The sequence below is a fragment of the Serratia sp. Nf2 genome, assembly GCF_003028435.1.
In the GTDB taxonomy this organism is placed as follows: Bacteria; Pseudomonadota; Gammaproteobacteria; order Enterobacterales; family Enterobacteriaceae; genus Serratia; species Serratia marcescens_L.
Map to the genome: position 1 here is coordinate 102,541 of NZ_PYTW01000009.1, position 19,815 is coordinate 122,355.

Genomic DNA, 19,815 nt, shown 5'->3' on the forward strand with positions numbered 1-19,815 from the left:
GGATTGTGAAGCCGATCATCGTTATGAATAAAATTTTCATTAAATTAATTTTAATATGGTAAAAATTTTCATTATAAAAATGATAGCGGGGGAAAATTTATGTCAACACCAGAATTGTCGCGCTCCGGCGGCTGGTTCGAAAAAGCCCAGCTGTTCGGCAAATCGTTCATGTTGCCGATCGCCGTGCTGCCGGCGGCCGGTCTGCTGTTGGGGATCGGTGGTGCGCTGTCCAATCCCAATACCGTCGAGGCGTATCCCTTCCTCGACGTCGGCTGGCTGCAAGGCATATTTACCGTGATGGCCAGTGCCGGCGCCGTCGTGTTCGCCAACCTGGCGGTCTTATTCGCGGTCGGCGTGGCGGTGGGGCTGGCCAAAAGCGACAAGGGCACGGCGGGGCTGGCCTCGCTGATCGCCTATCTGGTCATGAACGCCACCATCAATGCGCTGTTGAAAATCAACGGCACGTTGGCCACGCAGAACGCCGGCGCGGTGGGGCAGGGAACGATTCTCGGGATCCAGACGCTGGAGACCGGGGTGTTCGGCGGGGTGGTCATCGGTTTGGTGACCTGGTATCTGCACGGCCGCTACAACAAGATAGCGCTGCCGCCGTTCCTGGGTTTTTTCGGCGGTTCGCGCTTTGTACCGATCGTCAGCTCGCTGGCGGCGATGGCGGTCGGCGCCCTGATGACCGTGCTGTGGCCGCATTGCCAACGGTTGATCTTCGGCATGGGCGGCCTGGTGGATGCCAGCGGCTATCTCGGTACCTTTATCTACGGCTTCGTGCTGCGCATGCTCGGACCGTTCGGCCTGCATCACATCTTCTACCTGCCGTTCTGGACTACCGCACTCGGCGGCAGCGAAGTGATCAACGGACAGCTGGTGGAAGGCACACAGCGTATTTTCTTCGCTCAGTTGGCCGACCCGAATACGCAGCAGTTCTACATCGGCACGGCGCGTTTCATGTCCGGCCGCTTTATCACCATGATGTTCGGCCTGATCGGCGCCTGCCTGGCGATGTACCAAAGCGCGCGCCCGGAGAATCGCAAGCGCGTCGGCGGGCTGCTGCTGTCGGCGGCGCTGACCTCTTTCCTGACCGGCATCACCGAGCCTATCGAATTCTCGTTCCTGTTCATCGCGCCGGCGCTGTACGTGGTGCACGCGCTGTTCGACGGCCTGGCGTTCACGATCGCGCACATCCTGCATATCACCATCGGCCAGACGTTCTCCGGCGGTTTTATCGATTTCATGCTGTTCGGCGTGCTGCAGGGCGAAGCGAAAACCCACTGGATGTACGTGCCGCTGGTCGGGGTGCCCTGGTTCTTCCTGTACTACTTCACGTTCCGTTTCCTGATCTTGCGCTTCAATTTCAAAACGCCAGGGCGCGAGGTGGAAACCATGTCGGAAGCGGTGATGACCGGCACCGAACGCTCGCAGCAGGTGCTGGCGGCGCTGGGCGGCAAAGAGAATATCGTCGAACTGGATTGTTGCGCCACGCGGCTGCGCGTGACGGTAAAACAGAGCAGGTTGCTGGACGAAAGCGGGCTGAAGGCCAGCGGCGCGCGGGCGGTGATCGTTCGCGGCAACGGCGTTCAGGTGATCTATGGCCCGCACGTGACCATTATTAAAAACGAAGTCGAGGAGTTGTTGGATTTATGACGCTTTCCATTTTGCAGCAGATTCAGGGACGGCTGGTGGTGTCTTGCCAGGCGCTGGACGACGAGCCGCTGCACAGCGATTTTATCATGGCGCGCATGGCGCTGGCGGCCGAGCAAGGCGGTGCGGCGGCGATCCGCGCCAACGGCGTCGAAGACGTTAAAGCCATCATGCGCACGGTGGCGTTGCCGGTGATCGGCATTATCAAGCGCGATTATGCCGGAAGCGATGTCTATATCACGCCGACCCTGCGTGAAATCGATGAGCTGATGGCCGCGGCGCCGCAGATGATTGCGCTGGACGCGACCGTCCACCCTCGGCCAGGGGAGCTGCAGCTGGCGGCGCTGGTTGCCGCGATCCGCGCCAGGTATCCCCGGCTGCTGCTGATGGCGGACATTGCCACCGTGGAAGAAGCGCAAGAGGCTGCCAGATTGGGGTTTGACTGCGTGGGCACCACGCTGCACGGCTATACCGCCGAAAGCCGGGGCGCCCGACTGGCGGAAGACGATTTCGGCTTTCTGCGTGCGGTGCTGGCGGCGGTGCCGGTGCCGGTCATCGCCGAGGGCAATGTCGAAACGCCGGCGATGGCCGCACGCTGCCTGACGTTGGGGGCGCATGCGGTCGTGGTGGGCGGCGCCATTACGCGCCCGCAGCAGATCACCCGCCGTTTTGTCGAGGCCATCGGCGGGCGGTGACGGGCTCCCCGGCGCGCCGGGGAGGAGGGATCAGGCGTGCTGCTGGAGGAACTCCCGCCACAGCTCGACCACCCGCTGCAGATCCTGACGGCTGACGTCGAGGTGGGTCAGAATGCGCGTCAGCGGACCGCTGCTGATCAGCACGCCGCGTTCGCGCATCCAAGGGCCGAATTTGGCCGCCAGCGCCGGTGATTGGCGCAGGTACAGCACGTTGGTCTGTGCGCCGGGTTCTGCGATCTCTACGCCGATCTGCCGCAGCTGTTGCTCCAGCCAGACTGCGTTGTCATGGTCTTCGCGCAGCCGCGCGACGTTATGCTCCAACGCGTAGAGGCCGGCCGCCGCCAGGATGCCGGCCTGACGCAGCCCGCCGCCGGTCATCTTGCGCCAACGCAGCGCGCGCTGAATGAAGGCCTCGCTGCCGCACAGCAGCGATCCGACCGGCGCGCCAAGTCCTTTCGACAGGCAAATGGTGAAGGTGTCGCAGTATTGCACGATCTCTTTCAGCGGCAGGTTCAACGCCACGGCGGCGTTGAAGATGCGCGCGCCGTCGATATGCAGCGCCAGCTGCCGCTCGCGGGTAAACTGCCACGCCTGCTGCAGGTAGGCCTGCGGCAGAACTCGGCCGCTGATGGTGTTTTCCAGACTCAGCAGCCGGGTGCGGGCGAAGTGGATATCGTCGGGTTTGATGGCGGCGGCGAGCTTGTCCAGCGGCAGTGTGCCGTCCGCGTCGGCCTCGATCGGCTGCGGCTGGATGCTGCCCAGCACCGCCGCGCCGCCGGCTTCGTATTTGTAGTTGTGCGCCTGTTGGCCGACCAGATACTCGTCGCCGCGCTGGCAGTGGCTCAGCAGCGCCACCAGGTTGGCCTGGGTGCCGCTGGGCAAAAACAGCGCCGCTTCTTTGCCCGACAGGCGCACCGCCTCGGCCTCCAGCGCGTTGACCGTCGGGTCATCGCCGTAGACGTCGTCGCCGACCTCTGCCTGAGCCATCGCCTGGCGCATGGCGGCGCTGGGGCGGGTGACGGTGTCGCTGCGTAGATCGATAAGCATAGGGTTCCTGGAATATAAGGGAGAGGAAAAGGGTACATGGCATCATATACCCTTAGTTCACCGGGGGCAGCTTGCTTAGCGCAGCCAGTTGGTTTTCGCCAGTTCGACCACTTCGTCACCGCGGCCGTTGATGATGGCGCGCAGCATATACAGACTGAAGCCTTTGGCCTGTTCGAACTTGATCTGTGGCGGCATCGCCAGCTCTTGCTTGGCGGTGACCACGTCCAGCAGCGCCGGGCCGGGGTGCGCCAACATTTCCTGCAGCGCGCCATCCAGATCCGAGGCTTTTTCTACGCGGATGCCCTTGATGCCGGCGGCGTTGGCGATCGCCGCGAAGTCCGGGTTATGCAGATCGGTGCCGTCGGTCAGGTAGCCGCCGGCCTTCATCTCCATCGCCACGAACCCCAGCACGCTGTTGTTGAACACCACGATTTTCACCGGCAGCTTGAGCTGTGCCAGCGACAGAAAATCCCCCATCAGCATGGTGAAGCCGCCGTCGCCGCACATGGCGATCACCTGTTTATCCGGCGCGGTGGCCTGGGCGCCGATCGCCTGCGGCATGGCGTTGGCCATCGAACCGTGGTTGAACGAACCGAGCAGGCGACGCTTGCCGTTCATTTTCACGTAGCGGGCGGCCCACACCGTCGGTGTGCCGACGTCGCAGGTGAAGATGGCGTCGTCGCTGGCGTACTGGCTGAGCTGTTGCGCCAGATACTGCGGGTGGATCGGCTGGTCGTCGTTGGCGGTCGCCAGCCCGTCGAGATCCTTGCGCGCGTTGCGGTAATGCTCCAGCGCCTTGTCGAGGAACGCCCGATCGCGCTTTGGCTCCAGCTGCGGCAGCAAGGCGGCGAGGGTGGTGTGGATATCGCCCACCAGCGCCATGTTGACCGGGCAGTGCGCGCCGATGCTGCCGGGGTTGATGTCGATCTGAATGATGTTGGCGTTGGTGGGGTAGAACGCGCGGTAGGGGAACTGGGTGCCGAGCAGCACCAGCGTGTCGGCGTTCATCATCGCATGGTAGCCGGAGGAGAAGCCGATCAGCCCGGTCATGCCGACGCTGTAAGGGTTATCCCATTCGATATGCTCCTTGCCGCGCAGCGCGTGCACCACCGGCGCCTGCAGCAGCTCGGCCAGCTTGACCACCTCATCGTGCGCGCCGGCGCAGCCGCTGCCGCACATCAGGGTGATGTTTTTCGCCTGATTCAGCGTTTCCGCCAGCTTGTTCAGCTCGCTCATCGGCGGCTGCACCAGCGGCAGCGCTGGGGTATGCCAGGTCAGGGTCGCGTCTTCCGGCGCCATGCGCAGCGCCACGTCGCCTGGCAAGACCACCACCGAGACGCCGCGATTGAGGATCGCCTTGCGCATGGCGATCTCCAGCACGCGCGGCAGCTGTTCCGGGTTGGAAACCAGCTCGCAATAGTGGCTGCATTCGCGAAACAGCTCCTGCGGATGCGTTTCCTGGAAGTAGCCGCTGCCGATTTCGCTGGAAGGGATGTGCGCGGCGATCGCCAGCACCGGCACATGGTTGCGGTGGCAGTCGAACAGGCCATTGATCAGGTGCAGGTTGCCGGGGCCGCAGGAACCGGCGCACACCGCCAACTGGCCGGTGAGCTGGGCTTCGGCGCCGGCGGCGAAGGCGGCCACCTCTTCATGGCGGGTACCCAGCCATTCGATGGTGCCCATGCGGTGCAGGCTGTCGCTCAGGCCGTTGAGCGAATCGCCGGTCACGCCCCAAATGCGTTTTACGCCGGCTTGATCCAGCGTTTTGGCGATCAGTGTGGCTACGGTTTGCTTCATGGTTCCCCCAAACATGGTTTGAAAAACGATGTGTACTCGATCCGGTGAGTGGCAGCAGAACAACTGCAAGCATAGCTTACCGGCTGTGGACGAGATGCGGTCAGGAAGGGTAAAGAGCGTAGGACGGAGGAAAGTGTAACCGGGCGGGGATGAGGGAACTTGCCGATAAATGCCCCATCGCGGCGATGGGGCCAGGGGATCACGCCAGCGTGACGTCGCCCTGCAGCTGGCAACTGCAGGCCAGCACGTAGCCTTGCGCCACCTCTTCCGCGCTCAGCGTCATGGTGCTGGTGGTGGTGTAGTCGCCCTCGAGGATACGGGTTTTGCATGAACCGCACACCCCGGCGCGGCAGGCAGCGTTGACCGGCAGGGCATTGGCCTCCATCGCCGCCAGCAGCGTGCTGCCGACCGGCACGCGGAATTCGCGCAGCGGGCGGGCGGCGCGCAGCGTCAGCCCTTCAGTGGCCTCGGCCTGCGCCGCCGGCGTGTGGAACTGCTCTTTATGGAAACGCTCGGCCGGCACGCCGAGCCGGCGGCACAGCTGCTCCACGTGGTCCATGTAGGGCGCAGGGCCGCAGGTCATCACCGTGCGTTCGACGATATCCGGCGCCGCCTGCTGCAGCGTCTGTTCATCGATGCGGCCGCTGAGGTAGCCGGGTTGCAGATCCTGCTCGGCCATCAGCGTCAGGCGCAGCTGCGGATGGGCGGTGCACAGCGTGCGCCATTGATCGGCGAAAATCGTGTCGGCGGGGGTGCGTACGTTAAAGATTACGGCGATATCGCAGGTCGGACGATTGGCGGTCAGCCAGCGGCACATCGAGACGATCGGCGTCACGCCGCAGCCGGCGGCCAGCATCAGATAACGATCGGCCGGGTGGCGCTCGCAGCTGAACTCGCCCTGCGCGTCGGACAACCACAGCGTGTTGCCGGGCTTGATCTCTTGCGTCAGCCAGCGCGATCCGACGCCGTCTGGCAGGCAGCGCACGCTGATGCTGAGAAAGCGGCTCTGGCCGGGCGAGGAGGAGAGCGTATAGGCGCGAAGCGTCTCGTCGCTGTTGCGGATGCTGACCAGCGCAAACTGGCCCGCCTGATAAGGGTAGAAAACGTCGCAGATCAGGTTCAGCGTCCAGACGTCGGCGGTTTCACGTCGGATGGAATGCACCTGCATGCGGTTCGGGCAAAGCGGAGTGGGTTGAGTCATCGGGGCACCTCAAAAAGCAAAGGGGCCGGCGCAGGCGGCCCCATAACGTAACGGCATCAGGCGAGCAGCGCGTTGATATCCTGCTCGACGGTGGTGATCGGACGCAGGCCGAATTTCTCGTTGAGGATCGCCATCAGGTTGTCGGTCAGGAAGCCCGGCGCGGTCGGGCCGGTGACGATGTTTTTCACCCCCAGCGACAGCAGCGTCAGTAGAATGACGATCGCCTTCTGTTCAAACCACGACAGCACCAGGCTGAGCGGCAGCTCGTTGACGCTGCAGCCGAGCGTGTCGGCCAGCTTGACCGCCAGCATGATGGCGGAGTAGGCGTCGTTGCACTGGCCGACGTCCAGCAGGCGCGGCAGCCCTTCCAGGGTGCCGAAGTCCAGCTTGTTGAAACGGTACTTGCCGCAGGCCAGCGTCATGATCAGGCAGTCTTGCGGCACGCTGCGGGCGAAGTCGGTGAAGTAGCTGCGCTCGTCGCGGCTGCCGTCGCAGCCGCCGACCAGGAAGACGTGGCGCAGTTTTTTCTGCGACACCAGATCGATCACCGTGTCGGCGGCGTTCAGCAGCGTCTGGCGGCCGAAGCCGACGGTGATCAGATGCTCGATCTCGGTATAAGGGAAGCCGTTCATGCCCTGCGCCTGGCGGATCACGGCGCCGAAGTCGTCGCCTTCCAGATGGTTGACGCCCGGCCAGCCGACGATGCTGCGGGTCCAGATGCGATCGCCGTAGTGGCCGACGTTAGGATCGATGATGCAGTTGGAGGTCATCACGATCGGGCCGGGGAATTTGGCGAATTCCGTCTGCTGGTTCTGCCAGCCGCTGCCGTAGTTGCCCACCAGATGCTTGAATTTTTTCAGTTCCGGATAGCCGTGCGCCGGCAGCATTTCGCCGTGGGTGTAGACGTTGACGTTTTGCCCTTCGGTTTGTTCGAGCAGCATGCGCAGATCTTTCAGATCGTGGCCGGAGATCAGAATGGCTTTCCCGGCCACCGGGCGCACGTTGACCGCGCTGGGCTGCGGATCGCCGTAGGCCTGGGTTTCGCCGCGATCGAGGATCGCCATCACGTTGAAGTTCATCTTGCCGATGCCCATGGCGTTGTTCAGCAGGGTGTCGACGTCGCGCGGCCGGGTGCCGAGCCAGGCCATGAAGGCGTGGTAGTCGGCATAGAGCTGCTCGTCGAACTGGCCGAGCACGTGCGCGTGTTCCATATAGGCCGCCGCGCCTTTCAGGCCGTACAGGCACAGCATGCGCAACCCGTGTACGTCGTCGCCTACCTCGGCCTTGTCGCTGTTGAGGGCAAACTGCGCCGCCTGTTGCAGCAACGCAGGCATATCGTCACCGGCCAGCTGCAGCGCCGCCATCGGGTGATCGACGCGCACGCCGGCGTCCAGCAGCCGGCAACGGGCAGCCAACGAATCGCGCAGCAGCAGGGTTTCGCGCGCGTAACCGATGATGCGCTGGGAGTCGAAGTTGACGTTGGTCAAGGTGGAGAAGAAGGCGCGCGGGGCGAAGCTGTCGATCTCGTGGTCGACGATGCCCAGCGAACGCGCCTGCAGCGCCCAGGCGGAGAGGCCCTGCAGCGCCGCCACCAGCAGATCCTGCAGATCGGAGGTTTCCGCCGTCTTGCCGCACATGCCCTGAGCATACGAGCAGCCGTTGCCTGCCGGGGTACGGATGGTTTGTTCACATTGCACACAGAACATAGTCGCTTCCTTTTATTTTTAAAGTTGCATTTGTAATGCTTGTTTAAAAGCATAGATCGGCGATCGGGGTTGCAAAAGGCTTTTGTGCGACTACTGCGGGCAAGTTTGATTTAGCGCAATTTTGCCATGCGGATGGGAATTATTACGCTTTGGGGGCCGACTGGCCCCCAGGGGGAAAGGCTCAGGAGAACAGGGCGATCAGCACCGGTGCCAGCAGGCTCAGCAGGAAGCCATGCACGATGGCGGGGGGCACCATGTCCAGCCCGCCGCTGCGCTGCAGCACCGGCAGGGTGAAATCCATCGAGGTGGCGCCGCACAGGCCGAGGGCGGTGGAGCGGCTGCGGCGCACCAGCGTCGGGATCAGCATAATCGCCACCAGCTCGCGCGCCAGATCGTTGAAGAACGCGGCGCTGCCCATTACCGGGCCGTAGGCGTCGGTGATCAGAATGCCCGACAGCGAATACCAGCCGAAGCCGGAGGCCATCGCCAGCCCGGCCTTGACCGGCAGCCCCAGCAATTGCGCCGCCAGCGCGCCGCCGGCCAGCGACGCGACGGTCACCACCAACGCCACCAGCGTGCCGCGGCGGTTGAGCACAATCTGGCGCAGCGTCATGCCGCTGTTGCGCAGCTGAATACCGACCAGCAACAGCAGGAAGATCAGCGCATATTCGCTGCCTTTATGGGCGAACTGCAGCCATTGCCACTGCGTCAGGCCGAGCAGGAAGCCGCCGAGCACCACGCCGCACAGCTTGAGCGACTCCAGCGCCATGTGCACGCGCGAAGGCAGCTTTTCCTGTTTATGGCTGCTGCGCCACGGCATGCGCCGCTCCAGCAGCGCCAGCAACAGCAGATTGGCGCAGAGAATGCAGAAGAAGAACACCGCGCTGTACTGGAAGATCAACACCAGGTTGCTGCTGAGATCTTCCATGAACGCCAGGCTGATACCCATGAAAAACAGGATCACGTACACCATCCAGCTCAGCAGCCGGTTGATCAGCACCAGCAGCGGGCGATGGCGTAAGGGAATGAGGTAACCGACAATCAGCGGTAACAGAATAATCAACAGTCCTGAGTACATGGTGCAGCTTGTGTCCTTGAGTTTTGAAGCGTGCCGAACGGCGGCGAGGAGCACACGCTAACCAAAAGCCCGGCCGGAGTAAAGCGGCAGATTTGACGTTGGCCGCTTGACCTGCAAGGGGTTTTTTGACCATGCTCTGTGAAGGTCTCCTCATTGAAGAGGCGACGGCGCGCACGGGAGGCGGCGGATGTTCTTGGAGCGTATCGAAATTGTAGGTTTTCGCGGCATTAACCGGCTGTCCCTGATGCTGGACGACAACACGCTGTTGCTCGGCGAAAACGCCTGGGGTAAATCCAGCCTGCTGGATGCGCTGACGCTGCTGTTGGCGCCGGAGCAGAAGCTGTATCGGTTTGAAGCGCACGACTTTCATTTCCCCCCCGGTGAAGAGTCGGCCAAAGAGCGCCACCTGCAGGTGGTGTTCACCTTCTGCGAAAAAGACATCGGCCATGCGCATCTGCCGCGCTATCGCCACCTGACGCCGCTGTGGGTCAAGGGCGAGGATGGCCTGAGCCGCATTCATTACCGCTGTGAAGGCGAGTTGGCCGACGACGGCACGGTGTGCACCTGGCGCGGTTTTCTCGATGCTGACGGCAACGCCTTTCAACTGCACCATATCGAACAGCTGGCCCACGCCATCATCCGCATCCACCCGGTATTGCGCCTTCGCGACGCGCGCTTTATTCGCCGCCTGCGCCCCAGCAGCCTCGGCGATGAACGCAAACCCGATACCCAGGCGCTGGCGCAGCAGCTGGATCAGCTGACGCGCGAGCTGGTGCGCAATCCGCAGAAGCTGACCAACGGCGAACTGCGTCAGGGCCTGGCGGCCATGCAGCAGTTGCTGGAGCACTACTTCGCCGAGCAGAGTTCGCAGGTGGCGCGGCCGCGCCGCCGCGGCGGGGAACCGGAGCAGGATGCCTGGCGCGCGCTGGACGGCATCAACCGCATAGTGGCTGAACCGAACAGCCGCAGCATGCGCCTGATCCTGCTGGGGATGTTTTCCACCCTGCTGCAGGCCAAGGGCGACGTCAAGCTGGATCCGCATGCCCGGCCGCTGCTGCTGGTGGAGGACCCGGAAACTCGCCTGCACCCGATCATGCTGTCGGTGGCCTGGGGGCTGCTCAATCAGCTGCCGCTGCAGCGCATCACCACCACTAACTCCAGCGAACTGGTGTCGCTGGTGCCGGTGGAGCACGTCTGCCGGCTGGTGCGCGAGTCGGGGCGGGTCGCGACCTACCGTCTCGGGCCGCGCGGGCTGAGCGCCGAAGATGGGCGGCGCATTGCGTTTCACATCCGTTTTAACCGGCCGTCGTCGCTGTTCGCCCGCTGCTGGCTGCTGGTGGAAGGCGAGACCGAAGTGTGGCTGCTGAACGAGCTGGCGCGCCAGTGCGGCTACCATTTCGAGGCGGAAGGGGTGCGGGTCATCGAATTCGCCCAGTGCGGCCTGAAGCCGCTGCTGCGCTTCGCCCGCCGCATGGGCATCGAGTGGCATGCGCTGGTGGACGGCGACGAGGCGGGCAAAAAGTACGCCAATACCGTGCGCAGCCTGCTGGACAATCATGAAGACAACGAGCGCGATCGGCTGACCGCGCTGCCGGCGCCGGACATGGAGCACTTCATGTTCCGCGAAGGGTTTGGCCCGGTCTATCACCGGATGGCGTCGGTGCCGCTCAACGCGCAGATGCCGGTGCGCAAGGTGATCCTGAAAGCGGTCCACCACTCGTCCAAGCCGGATCTGGCGATCGAGGTCGCGATGCAGGCCGGCGAATGGGGCACGGACTCGGTGCCGCCGCTGCTGAAGAAAATGTTCTCACGGGTGATCTGGCTGGCGCGCGGCCGGGCGGACTGACGGCCCGCCGGGCGTTATCGGGCGCAGAAATGCGCCGCCAATCCCTGTTCCAGTTCGTCCAGCAACTGATAGCGGCGGCGATACTCGGCGCGTTTCTTGCTGGCAATCTCTTCGATCGGCTTGCGAGCGATGCGCTCGGGCAGCAGGAAATAGCCGCTGTCGAGCGGTTTGGCGCCCATCGACAGCCAGAACTGATCGTAATCGGCGTGCAGTTGGTCTTTCTTCTTACTCTGGTAACGCCAGTTTTGATAGATATGGGTGGCGTTGCCGACCGCTACGATCTGGCGGATGCCGAGGTGCCGCGCCAGCGTGCAGATGCCTTCCAGCACCAGCCGTTTGGGGAACAGGCCGTGACACTCTTTGGTGGTGTGCTGGATCTCGGCGTGCGGCACCTCATGGTTTGCGCCCTGCAGGCCGCCGATAAACAGCGTCGGCTGCTGCTGATAATGCATCAGCGCAAAGGTGATCTCCGCCAGCATCACGCCGTTGGCGTTGCGCAGCAGCAGCGTGGCTTCCCCTTCCTTATTCAGTTTGTCGATCGCCGCCAGTTCCAGCGCGATCGGCGCTTCGTTTTTGCCCATCGCGCTGGCTAGCAGGAAAGGCTGCGGGCCGAGGTGGCCGAGGCGCATCTTCAGCGGCATGCGCTGCACGATGAGATCGTAATGATCGCGCAGGGCGAACAGGCATTCGATCTTGTTCATGTTGGCTGCCAGGTAGGGGCGATGCAGTTTGCACGGCAGGTTCGGCTGCGCGCTCAGAATCTCCTCCAGCAGCGGGTTGCTGGCCAGGGTGCTGAGCAGGCCGCTGGTGGTGCGCCAGTTGAGCAGCGAACGGCCGAGAAACTTCAGGCGAAACGAGGTTTTTTTCCAGGCGTTGCTTGGCGCCTTTTCGCCATTGATCAGCGCCGTCATCAGTTGCCAGCCGTTAAGCGGCCGGGCGGAGGCGAGTGGGTAGCTGAGCTGTGACATGATGAAATCCTTGGCTGTATTGAATGGCGCTATTTCATCAAGGCTTCACTAAACGGGAGTTCAATGCTGAACTGTAACCAGGCGTGTCTCCACATTGTGTTGAGCTAAGGTTTAGTTATTCCCTACGGTGCGTGCTAATTTAGCTCCGCCGCCGCAATGGGCGGTTGATATTCACAAGCACAGGCAGGTCAATTTTGACAGGGTTTAAAGGACATAAACGCCGCTGGATACTCGTTCTGGCGGTCATTGCGGCGATTGCCGCGGCGGCCGTTTGGCACTTTCGCCATCCGGCGCCAACCGATTTCAAAACGGTAAAGGTCACCCAGCGCGATCTGCAGCAGAACGTGTTGGCGACCGGCCAGCTGGACGCGGTGCGCAAGGTTGACGTCGGCGCGCAGGTCAGCGGGCAGCTGGAAAAGCTGTATGTCGAGATCGGCGACAAGGTGAAGAAAGGCCAGTTGCTGGGGGTTATCGATCCGCAACAGGCGCAGAACAGCATCCGCGAAGGCGAGGCGACGCTGCGTGAACTGCATGCACAGCTGCTGCAGGCGCAGGCCGAGCAGCAGCTGGCGGCGGTCACGCTGCAGCGCAACCAGGCGCTGGCCAAACTGCAGGCGGTGTCGCGCCAGGATCTGGATCAGGCGGTGACGCAGCTGGCGGTGAAGAAAGCGCAGGTGGGCACCATCAATGCGCAGATCGCGCGGAACCAGGCCAGCCTGGATACCGCCAAGATCAACCTGGCCTATACCCGCATCGAGGCGCCGATGGATGGCGACGTGGTGCAGATCACCACGCTGCAGGGCCAGACGGTGATCGCGGCGCAACAGGCGCCGAACATTCTGACGCTGGCGGATCTCGGCACCATGCTGGTGAAGGCGCAGGTGTCGGAGGCCGACGTCATTAACCTCAAGCCGGGTCAGAAGGCCTGGTTCACGGTGCTGGGCGATCCGACCCGGCGCTTCGACGGCGTGCTGAAAGACATTCAGCCGACGCCGGAAAAGGTCAACAACGCCATCTTCTATTATGCGCGTTTCGAAGTGCCCAACCCGGAAAGGTTGTTGCGCTTGCAAATGACGGCGCAGGTGCATATCCAGCTGGCCGGCGTCGAGCAGGCGCTGGTGATCCCGCTGGCGGCGCTGGGCGATCAGATCGCCGACAATCGCTACCACGTCTCGGTGCTGAAGCAGGGCAAGGAAGAGAAGCGCGAGGTGGCTATCGGCCTGCGTAACAATATCGACGTACAGATCCTCAGCGGCCTCGAGGCGGGCGATGAGGTGATCGTCAGCCGCGGCGGCGTGGAGGCCGGCTGATGGCGGCGCTGTTGCAGCTGAGCGGCATTCGCCGCAGCTACCGTTCCGGCGAGCAGACGGTGGAGGTGCTGAAGGGGATCAGCCTGAGCATCGACGCCGGTGAAATGGTGGCGATCATGGGGGCCTCCGGCTCCGGAAAATCGACGCTGATGAACATTCTCGGCTGTCTGGACAAGCCGAGCGCCGGCGTGTACCGGGTGGCCGGGCAGGATGTGGCGACGCTGAGCGACGATGCGCTGGCGCAGCTGCGGCGCGAGCATTTCGGCTTTATCTTTCAGCGCTATCATCTGCTGCCGCACCTGAGTGCGGCGCACAACGTCGAAGTGCCGGCGGTGTACGCGGGGCTGGGCAAAGCGGCGCGGCGCGAACGGGCGGTGGCGCTGTTGCGGCGTCTGGGGCTGGGGGAGCGCGTCAATTACCGGCCAAGCCAGCTTTCCGGCGGCCAGCAGCAGCGCGTCAGCATCGCCCGCGCGCTGATGAACGGCGGGCAGGTGATCCTGGCGGATGAACCGACCGGTGCGCTCGACAGCCACTCCGGCGAAGAGGTGATGGCGATCCTCAAGCAGCTGTGCGCCCAGGGCCACACGGTGATCCTGGTGACCCACGATCCGGCGGTAGCGCGCCAGGCGGAGCGGATCATCGAGATCCGCGACGGCGAGATCATCGCCGATTCGCGCCCGGCACCGCAGGAGAACGCGCAGGCCAAGCCGCTGGCGCTGGCCACTGCGGCACCTTCCTGGCGGCAGGTGGGCGGCCGTTTCCGCGAGGCGCTGGTGATGGCCTGGCGTGCGATGGCGGCCAACAAGATGCGCACCGCGCTGACCATGCTCGGCATCATTATCGGCATCGCCTCGGTGGTGTCGATCCTGGTGATCGGCGACGCCGCCAAGCAGATGGTGCTGGCGGACATTAAATCCATCGGCACCAACACCGTCGATATCTATCCCGGCAAGGACTTCGGCGATGACGATCCGACCTACCGACAATCGTTGAAATACGGCGATCTCGATGCGCTGCGCGAACAGCCTTACATCAGCGCGCTGTCGCCGAGCATCAGCAGCAGCATGCGGCTGCGCTTGGGCAACGTCGACGCGGCGGCCAACGTCAACGGCGTCAGCGAGCAGTTCTTCCGCGTGTACGGCATGAGCTTTACCCAGGGCGTCGGCATCGATCCGCTGCAGGTGCAGTCGCAGGCGCAGACGGTGGTGATCGACGCCAATACCCAGCGGCGGCTGTTCCCGCACCAGAAGAACGTGGTGGGCGAGGTGATCCTGGTAGGCAACATGCCGGCGACGGTGGTCGGCGTGGCCAAGGAGAAGCAGTCGATGTTCGGCAGCAGCAAGACGCTGAACGTGTGGGTACCTTACAGCACCATGGCCAACCGGCTGATGGGCAATAATTATTTTGACTCGATCACCGTGCGCATCCGCGACGGCTACGACAGCAAGGAAGCGGAACAGCAGCTGTCGCGCCTGTTGACGCTGCGTCACGGCAAGAAGGACTTCTTCACCTATAACATGGACAGCCTGGTGCAAACCGCTGAGAAAACCACCCGCACGCTGCAGCTGTTCCTGACGCTGGTGGCGGTGATTTCGCTGGTGGTCGGCGGTATCGGCGTGATGAACATCATGCTGGTGTCGGTGACCGAACGCACGCGCGAGATCGGCATCCGCATGGCGGTGGGCGCCCGTTCCGGCGACGTGTTGCAGCAGTTTCTGATCGAGGCGGTATTGGTCTGCCTGGTGGGGGGCGCGCTGGGGATTACGCTGTCGTTCGCCATCGGCCTGGCGGTGCAGCTGGTATTGCCGGGCTGGCAGATCAGCTTCCCGCCGGCGGCGTTGCTGAGCGCGTTCCTCTGTTCCACCGGCATCGGCGTGGTGTTCGGCTACCTGCCGGCGCGAAATGCCGCGCGGCTGAATCCGATCGATGCGCTGGCGCGCGAGTAAGTAAAAGGCATAAAAAATGCCAGTCACACGGCGGCTGGCATTTTTATCGCAGTCACGGTCAATGCAGCGCGACGCTGCCGGAAGCGTTTAGGACAGCGCCTCGCTTTCCACCGGCACAATAAGGCTGGCATGGTTCCCTTTTGGCCCTTGATGCACGTCGAAGCTGACCTGCTGGCCCGCCTTCAACGTTCTGTAACCATCCATCTTGATGGTGGAATAATGCGCGAAAATATCTTCGCCACCGCCGGCTGGGCAGATGAAGCCAAAGCCTTTGGCGTTGTTAAACCATTTAACAGTACCCGTCTCCATGCTTTTACATCCCTCGCAACGCTATTTTAAGTGAGATGAATAACTGAATTCGCACCCGCCGTGGGCGGGTAGCAGGGTGGACAAGGGGTGGTTAAAAGACCACCAGCCACGAATTTACACTCTAGAGCAAATGATCGGGGCGTCAAGGGATCGGCTTTTGTCGGCGGGGAGCAGTTCACCAAAGTTTGAAGCAGGTAACGCTATTGCCACGATTCAGTCACAATTGGCCCGTTTTTTTGCGCACGTTACAGTGCGGCGGGACGAGGCCGAAGATGATAAAATAGTAACTATCCCCACTTTGAATAACCGAAACCTGCCCCCATATCAGAGGGCAGAGCAGAGAAGATGAGCAGCGATGGGCAATAACAACGACTGGCTAAACTTTGAACACTTGGCCGAAGAAAAACAAATCGATGCGGTAAAACCGCCGTCTATGTATAAAGTTATACTTAACAACGACGATTACACACCGATGGAATTTGTGATTGACGTTCTGCAAAAGTTCTTTTCTTATGATATTGAACGCGCAACGCAACTGATGCTCACGGTCCACTATCAAGGCAAGGCGATCTGTGGTGTTTTTACCGCCGAGGTGGCGGAAACCAAAGTCGTCCATGTGAACCGGTACGCAAGGGAGAACGAGCATCCGTTGCTTTGTACGCTGGAAAAAGCCTGAATAAGGCAATCTATTGGGGAGGTGCTTATGCTCAATCAAGAACTGGAACTCAGTCTCAACATGGCTTTCGCCAGGGCGCGTGAGCACAGACACGAGTTTATGACCGTGGAGCACCTGTTGCTGGCGTTGCTGAGCAACCCTGCCGCGCGAGAAGCGCTTGAGGCATGTACGGTGGATCTGGCCGCGTTGCGCCAGGAGCTGGAAGCCTTCATCGAACAAACCACACCGACGCTGCCCGCCGGCGAAGAAGAGCGCGACACTCAGCCGACGCTCAGTTTCCAGCGCGTGCTGCAGCGTGCGGTCTTCCATGTGCAATCTTCCGGCCGCAGCGAAGTGTCCGGCGCCAACGTGTTGGTGGCCATCTTCAGCGAGCAGGAGTCGCAGGCGGCCTATCTGCTGCGCAAACACGACGTCAGCCGTCTCGACGTGGTGAACTTCATTTCACATGGCACGCGTAAAGACGAGCCGGGCCAAGCGCCGAATGCGGAAAACCCGGTGAACGAAGAGCAGTCCGGAGGGGAAGACCGTATGGAAAACTTCACCACCAACCTCAATCAGTTGGCCCGTGTGGGCGGCATCGATCCGTTGATCGGCCGCGATCGTGAGCTGGAGCGCGCGATTCAGGTGCTGTGCCGTCGTCGTAAAAACAACCCGCTGCTGGTCGGCGAATCCGGCGTCGGCAAGACCGCCATCGCCGAAGGCCTGGCCTGGCGTATCGTGCAGGGCGACGTGCCGGAAGTGATGGCGGACTGCACGCTGTATTCGCTGGATATTGGTTCACTGCTGGCCGGCACCAAATACCGCGGCGACTTCGAGAAGCGCTTCAAGGCGCTGCTCAAGCAGCTGGAGCAGGATCAGAACAGCATCCTGTTCATCGATGAAATTCACACCATCATCGGCGCCGGTGCGGCTTCGGGTGGGCAGGTGGATGCCGCCAACCTGATCAAACCGCTGCTGTCGAGCGGCAAAATCCGGGTGATCGGCTCGACCACCTACCAGGAGTTCAGCAACATCTTCGAAAAGGATCGCGCCCTGGCGCGCCGTTTCCAGAAGATCGACATCACTGAACCGACGGCGGAAGAAACCGTTCAGATCATCAACGGCCTGAAGGCCAAGTATGAAGCGCACCACGATGTGCGTTATACCGCCAAGGCGATCCGCGCCGCGGTGGAGCTGTCGGTGAAATACATCAACGATCGTCATCTGCCGGACAAGGCGATCGACGTGATCGACGAGGCGGGTGCCCGCAGCCGGCTGATGCCGGCCAGCAAGCGTAAGAAAACCGTCAACGTGGCTGATATCGAATCCGTGGTGGCGCGCATCGCGCGCATCCCGGAGAAAACCGTGTCGGCCAGCGATCGCGACGTGCTGAGAAACCTGGGCGATCGTTTGAAGATGCTGGTGTTCGGCCAGGATCAGGCGATCGAAGCGTTGACCGAAGCGATCAAGATGAGCCGCGCCGGTCTGGGCCACGAGCGCAAGCCGGTCGGTTCTTTCCTGTTCGCCGGGCCGACCGGGGTCGGGAAAACCGAGGTCACCGTACAGTTGGCCAAGGCGATGGATATCGAGCTGCTGCGTTTCGACATGTCCGAGTATATGGAGCGGCATACCGTCAGCCGTCTGATCGGCGCGCCTCCGGGCTATGTCGGTTACGATCAGGGCGGGCTGCTGACCGATGCGGTGATCAAGCATCCGCATGCGGTGGTGCTGCTCGATGAGATCGAGAAGGCGCACCCGGACGTGTTCAACCTGCTGCTGCAGGTGATGGACAACGGCACGCTGACCGACAACAACGGCCGCAAGGCGGACTTCCGCAATGTGATCCTGGTGATGACCACCAACGCCGGGGTGCGGGAAACCGAACGCAAATCGATCGGCCTGGTGCAGCAGGACAACAGCACCGACGCGATGGAAGAGATCAAGAAGGTGTTTACGCCGGAATTCCGCAACCGTCTGGACAACATCATCTGGTTCAACCATCTGTCTACCGAGGTGATCCAGCAGGTGGTCGACAAGTTTATCGTCGAACTGCAGGCGCAGCTGGATGCGAAGGGCGTCTCGCTGGAAGTGAGCGACGAAGCGCGCGACTGGCTGTCGGTGAAGGGCTACGACCGTGCGATGGGTGCTCGCCCGATGGCGCGCGTCATGCAGGAGAACCTGAAGAAACCGTTGGCCAACGAACTGCTGTTCGGCTCGCTGGTGGACGGCGGTTCCGTGAAGGTCGAGCTGGACAAGGACAAGAAACAGCTGACCTACCACTTCCTCAGCGCCGCCAAGCGCAAGGCGGACGAGGGCGCGGTGCACTAAGAAGGCCGGCTTCAGGCAAAGAAAAAGCGATGCTTTGGCATCGCTTTTTTTATGGGTGAGATTCACCGTACAACAGAAACGAGTGAGCCCTCTCAGTTTACCTGCGCACCTGCAACCCGTTGTATAACGTCGCTGCGGGGGTAAACGGAAAGGGCTCCCGAGGGATTACATCCTCGATGCCGCCAGCATGTGGCGCGCGGTGAGCCGATTAACGGCTACGGAAGACAATGCGGCCTTTGCTCAGGTCGTACGGGGTCAGCTCTACAGTGACTTTGTCGCCCGTCAGGATGCGGATATAGTTTTTACGCATTTTACCGGAGATGTGTGCGGTTACCACGTGCCCGTTTTCCAATTCAACGCGGAACATGGTGTTCGGCAGCGTATCAAGAACGGTGCCCTGCATTTCAATATTGTCTTCTTTGGCCATCGAATCCTCTAGGTCTAACTACCTTAGTTTTTAACCGGCAAGATAATGCCGAAAAACCCCCATTATGTAAAGATGTGTCGGTGAACATTGCACCGTTTCCATCAATTAGTTTACTGGAGAGGGCGGTTCAACCGGCTGTGGGGATATGACTTGCTGCTCCCAGCACGCCGGCGCCAAAGGCCGCCGTTGAAGGGTGCTGAGCTGCTGCAAAAATTGACGGCGCGGAATTTCACGCGCGCCAAGGCGGGCAGTGTGAGCGTTCAGCACCTGGCAGTCAATCAATTCCCCGCCATAAGCGGCAAAATGGCGGCAAAAGGCCATCAATGCGCATTTTGAGGCGTTGGTGACGCGGCTGAACATCGATTCGCCGCAGAACAACGCGCCCTGCGCCACGCCGTACATGCCGCCGACCAGTTGATCATCCTGCCATACCTCCACCGAGTGCGCGTAGCCGAGACGGTGCAGATGCTGATAGGCGCGCTGCACCTCCGGGCCGATCCAGGTGCCTTCATCCGGCCGATGGGCGCAGGCGGCGATCACCGCGGCGAAATCGTGATTGAGCGTGATGCGAAACGGATCGTGGCGTAAAAAGCGCTTCAGACTGCGGTTGAGATGAAACTCGGCCGGGAACAGCACCGCACGCGGATCGGGTGACCACCACAGAATCGCTTCACCCGGCGAATACCACGGGAAAATGCCGCGCTCGTAGGCCGCCAGCAGCCGCGGCGCCGTCAGGTCGCCGCCGATCGCCAGCAGGCCGTTGGGATCGCGCAGGGCGCCCTCAGGCGAGGGAAACGCCAGCGATTGGGGGGAAAGCTTAACGATGCGCATACAGGCTCTCTGCGTCCT

The 19,815-nt window shown here is 62.0% G+C and carries 16 protein-coding genes; 7 read left to right on the forward strand and 9 right to left on the reverse strand.

Translation table 11 applies throughout. The features are described from left to right. Positions 1–99: 99 nt before the first annotated feature. Complete coding sequence (locus C9411_RS19250) at positions 100–1,656, forward strand: PTS transporter subunit EIIC (protein ID WP_107227705.1); 1,557 nt, start codon at positions 100–102, stop codon at positions 1,654–1,656. Then, complete coding sequence (locus tag C9411_RS19255; protein ID WP_107227706.1) at positions 1,653–2,348, forward strand: N-acetylmannosamine-6-phosphate 2-epimerase; 696 nt, start codon at positions 1,653–1,655, stop codon at positions 2,346–2,348. Before C9411_RS19250 ends, C9411_RS19255 begins: the two co-directional genes overlap by 4 nt. A gap of 30 nt (positions 2,349–2,378) precedes the next feature. On the opposite strand, the gene ltaE is transcribed toward C9411_RS19255, so the two are convergent. The 5 genes from ltaE to C9411_RS19280 form a co-directional block, all read right to left on the reverse strand. Next, entirely contained in the window at positions 2,379–3,395 is a 1,017-nt protein-coding gene (gene ltaE / locus C9411_RS19260; protein WP_049202201.1) for a low-specificity L-threonine aldolase, read from the reverse strand. Positions 3,396–3,470: 75 nt separating this feature from the next. Next, the gene (poxB, locus tag C9411_RS19265) at positions 3,471–5,192 is read right to left on the reverse strand and encodes a ubiquinone-dependent pyruvate dehydrogenase (RefSeq protein ID WP_063989401.1); all 1,722 of its coding nucleotides are present in this window, start codon (positions 5,190–5,192) and stop codon (positions 3,471–3,473) included. A gap of 199 nt (positions 5,193–5,391) precedes the next feature. Next, a complete protein-coding gene (hcr, locus tag C9411_RS19270) occupies positions 5,392–6,393 on the reverse strand; it encodes an NADH oxidoreductase (protein WP_107227707.1) in 1,002 nt (333 codons plus the stop codon). 56 nt (positions 6,394–6,449) lie between these two features. Further along, complete coding sequence (gene hcp, locus C9411_RS19275) at positions 6,450–8,099, reverse strand: hydroxylamine reductase (RefSeq protein WP_063989403.1); 1,650 nt, start codon at positions 8,097–8,099, stop codon at positions 6,450–6,452. A 181-nt stretch (positions 8,100–8,280) separates the two neighbouring features. Beyond that, positions 8,281–9,177, reverse strand: a complete 897-nt coding sequence (locus tag C9411_RS19280; protein WP_004928363.1) for a lysine exporter LysO family protein — start codon at positions 9,175–9,177, stop codon at positions 8,281–8,283. 187 nt (positions 9,178–9,364) lie between these two features. Here C9411_RS19280 and C9411_RS19285 point away from each other — a divergent pair, with 187 nt between their 5' ends. Next, complete coding sequence (locus C9411_RS19285) at positions 9,365–11,023, forward strand: ATP-dependent endonuclease (protein ID WP_107227708.1); 1,659 nt, start codon at positions 9,365–9,367, stop codon at positions 11,021–11,023. A 14-nt stretch (positions 11,024–11,037) separates the two neighbouring features. Here C9411_RS19285 and C9411_RS19290 read toward each other — a convergent pair whose 3' ends face one another. After that, the gene (locus C9411_RS19290) at positions 11,038–11,991 is read right to left on the reverse strand and encodes a VirK/YbjX family protein (RefSeq protein ID WP_063989405.1); all 954 of its coding nucleotides are present in this window, start codon (positions 11,989–11,991) and stop codon (positions 11,038–11,040) included. Between the two features lie 194 nt (positions 11,992–12,185). On the opposite strand from C9411_RS19290, the gene macA reads away from it, so the two are divergent. Together macA and macB are read left to right on the forward strand one after the other, a co-directional pair. Then, entirely contained in the window at positions 12,186–13,301 is a 1,116-nt protein-coding gene (gene macA / locus C9411_RS19295; protein ID WP_107227709.1) for a macrolide transporter subunit MacA, read from the forward strand. After that, positions 13,301–15,247 carry a macrolide ABC transporter ATP-binding protein/permease MacB gene (gene macB / locus C9411_RS19300; protein ID WP_107227710.1) on the forward strand — a complete coding sequence of 649 codons (1,947 nt, stop codon included), beginning with the start codon at positions 13,301–13,303 and terminating at the stop codon, positions 15,245–15,247. The genes macA and macB overlap by 1 nt, the downstream gene beginning before the upstream one ends. A gap of 87 nt (positions 15,248–15,334) precedes the next feature. Here macB and cspD read toward each other — a convergent pair whose 3' ends face one another. Beyond that, on the reverse strand, positions 15,335–15,556 hold the full coding sequence (gene cspD / locus C9411_RS19305; protein WP_004928349.1) for a cold shock-like protein CspD: 222 nt from the start codon (positions 15,554–15,556) through the stop codon (positions 15,335–15,337). A 355-nt stretch (positions 15,557–15,911) separates the two neighbouring features. On the opposite strand from cspD, the gene clpS reads away from it, so the two are divergent. Both clpS and clpA read left to right on the forward strand, forming a co-directional pair. After that, positions 15,912–16,232 carry an ATP-dependent Clp protease adapter ClpS gene (gene clpS, locus C9411_RS19310; protein WP_004928347.1) on the forward strand — a complete coding sequence of 107 codons (321 nt, stop codon included), beginning with the start codon at positions 15,912–15,914 and terminating at the stop codon, positions 16,230–16,232. A gap of 27 nt (positions 16,233–16,259) precedes the next feature. Next, entirely contained in the window at positions 16,260–18,539 is a 2,280-nt protein-coding gene (gene clpA, locus C9411_RS19315) for an ATP-dependent Clp protease ATP-binding subunit ClpA (protein WP_004928343.1), read from the forward strand. Between the two features lie 208 nt (positions 18,540–18,747). Here the strand turns inward: clpA and infA are convergent, their stop codons facing one another. Next, entirely contained in the window at positions 18,748–18,966 is a 219-nt protein-coding gene (infA, locus tag C9411_RS19320; protein WP_002211347.1) for a translation initiation factor IF-1, read from the reverse strand. A 105-nt stretch (positions 18,967–19,071) separates the two neighbouring features. Beyond that, a complete protein-coding gene (aat, locus tag C9411_RS19325) occupies positions 19,072–19,797 on the reverse strand; it encodes a leucyl/phenylalanyl-tRNA--protein transferase (protein ID WP_063989408.1) in 726 nt (241 codons plus the stop codon). Positions 19,798–19,815: the final 18 nt, after the last annotated feature.

Coding starts and splice junctions, on each gene's coding strand:
- C9411_RS19250 (WP_107227705.1), top strand. CDS start 100: ATGTCAACACCAGAATTGTCGCGCTCCGGCGGCTGGTTCGAAAAAGCC.
- C9411_RS19255 (WP_107227706.1), top strand. CDS start 1,653: ATGACGCTTTCCATTTTGCAGCAGATTCAGGGACGGCTGGTGGTGTCT.
- ltaE (WP_049202201.1), bottom strand. CDS start 3,395: ATGCTTATCGATCTACGCAGCGACACCGTCACCCGCCCCAGCGCCGCC.
- poxB (WP_063989401.1), bottom strand. CDS start 5,192: ATGAAGCAAACCGTAGCCACACTGATCGCCAAAACGCTGGATCAAGCC.
- hcr (WP_107227707.1), bottom strand. CDS start 6,393: ATGACTCAACCCACTCCGCTTTGCCCGAACCGCATGCAGGTGCATTCC.
- hcp (WP_063989403.1), bottom strand. CDS start 8,099: ATGTTCTGTGTGCAATGTGAACAAACCATCCGTACCCCGGCAGGCAAC.
- C9411_RS19280 (WP_004928363.1), bottom strand. CDS start 9,177: ATGTACTCAGGACTGTTGATTATTCTGTTACCGCTGATTGTCGGTTAC.
- C9411_RS19285 (WP_107227708.1), top strand. CDS start 9,365: ATGTTCTTGGAGCGTATCGAAATTGTAGGTTTTCGCGGCATTAACCGG.
- C9411_RS19290 (WP_063989405.1), bottom strand. CDS start 11,991: ATGTCACAGCTCAGCTACCCACTCGCCTCCGCCCGGCCGCTTAACGGC.
- macB (WP_107227710.1), top strand. CDS start 13,301: ATGGCGGCGCTGTTGCAGCTGAGCGGCATTCGCCGCAGCTACCGTTCC.
- cspD (WP_004928349.1), bottom strand. CDS start 15,556: ATGGAGACGGGTACTGTTAAATGGTTTAACAACGCCAAAGGCTTTGGC.
- clpS (WP_004928347.1), top strand. CDS start 15,912: ATGGGCAATAACAACGACTGGCTAAACTTTGAACACTTGGCCGAAGAA.
- clpA (WP_004928343.1), top strand. CDS start 16,260: ATGCTCAATCAAGAACTGGAACTCAGTCTCAACATGGCTTTCGCCAGG.
- infA (WP_002211347.1), bottom strand. CDS start 18,966: ATGGCCAAAGAAGACAATATTGAAATGCAGGGCACCGTTCTTGATACG.
- aat (WP_063989408.1), bottom strand. CDS start 19,797: ATGCGCATCGTTAAGCTTTCCCCCCAATCGCTGGCGTTTCCCTCGCCT.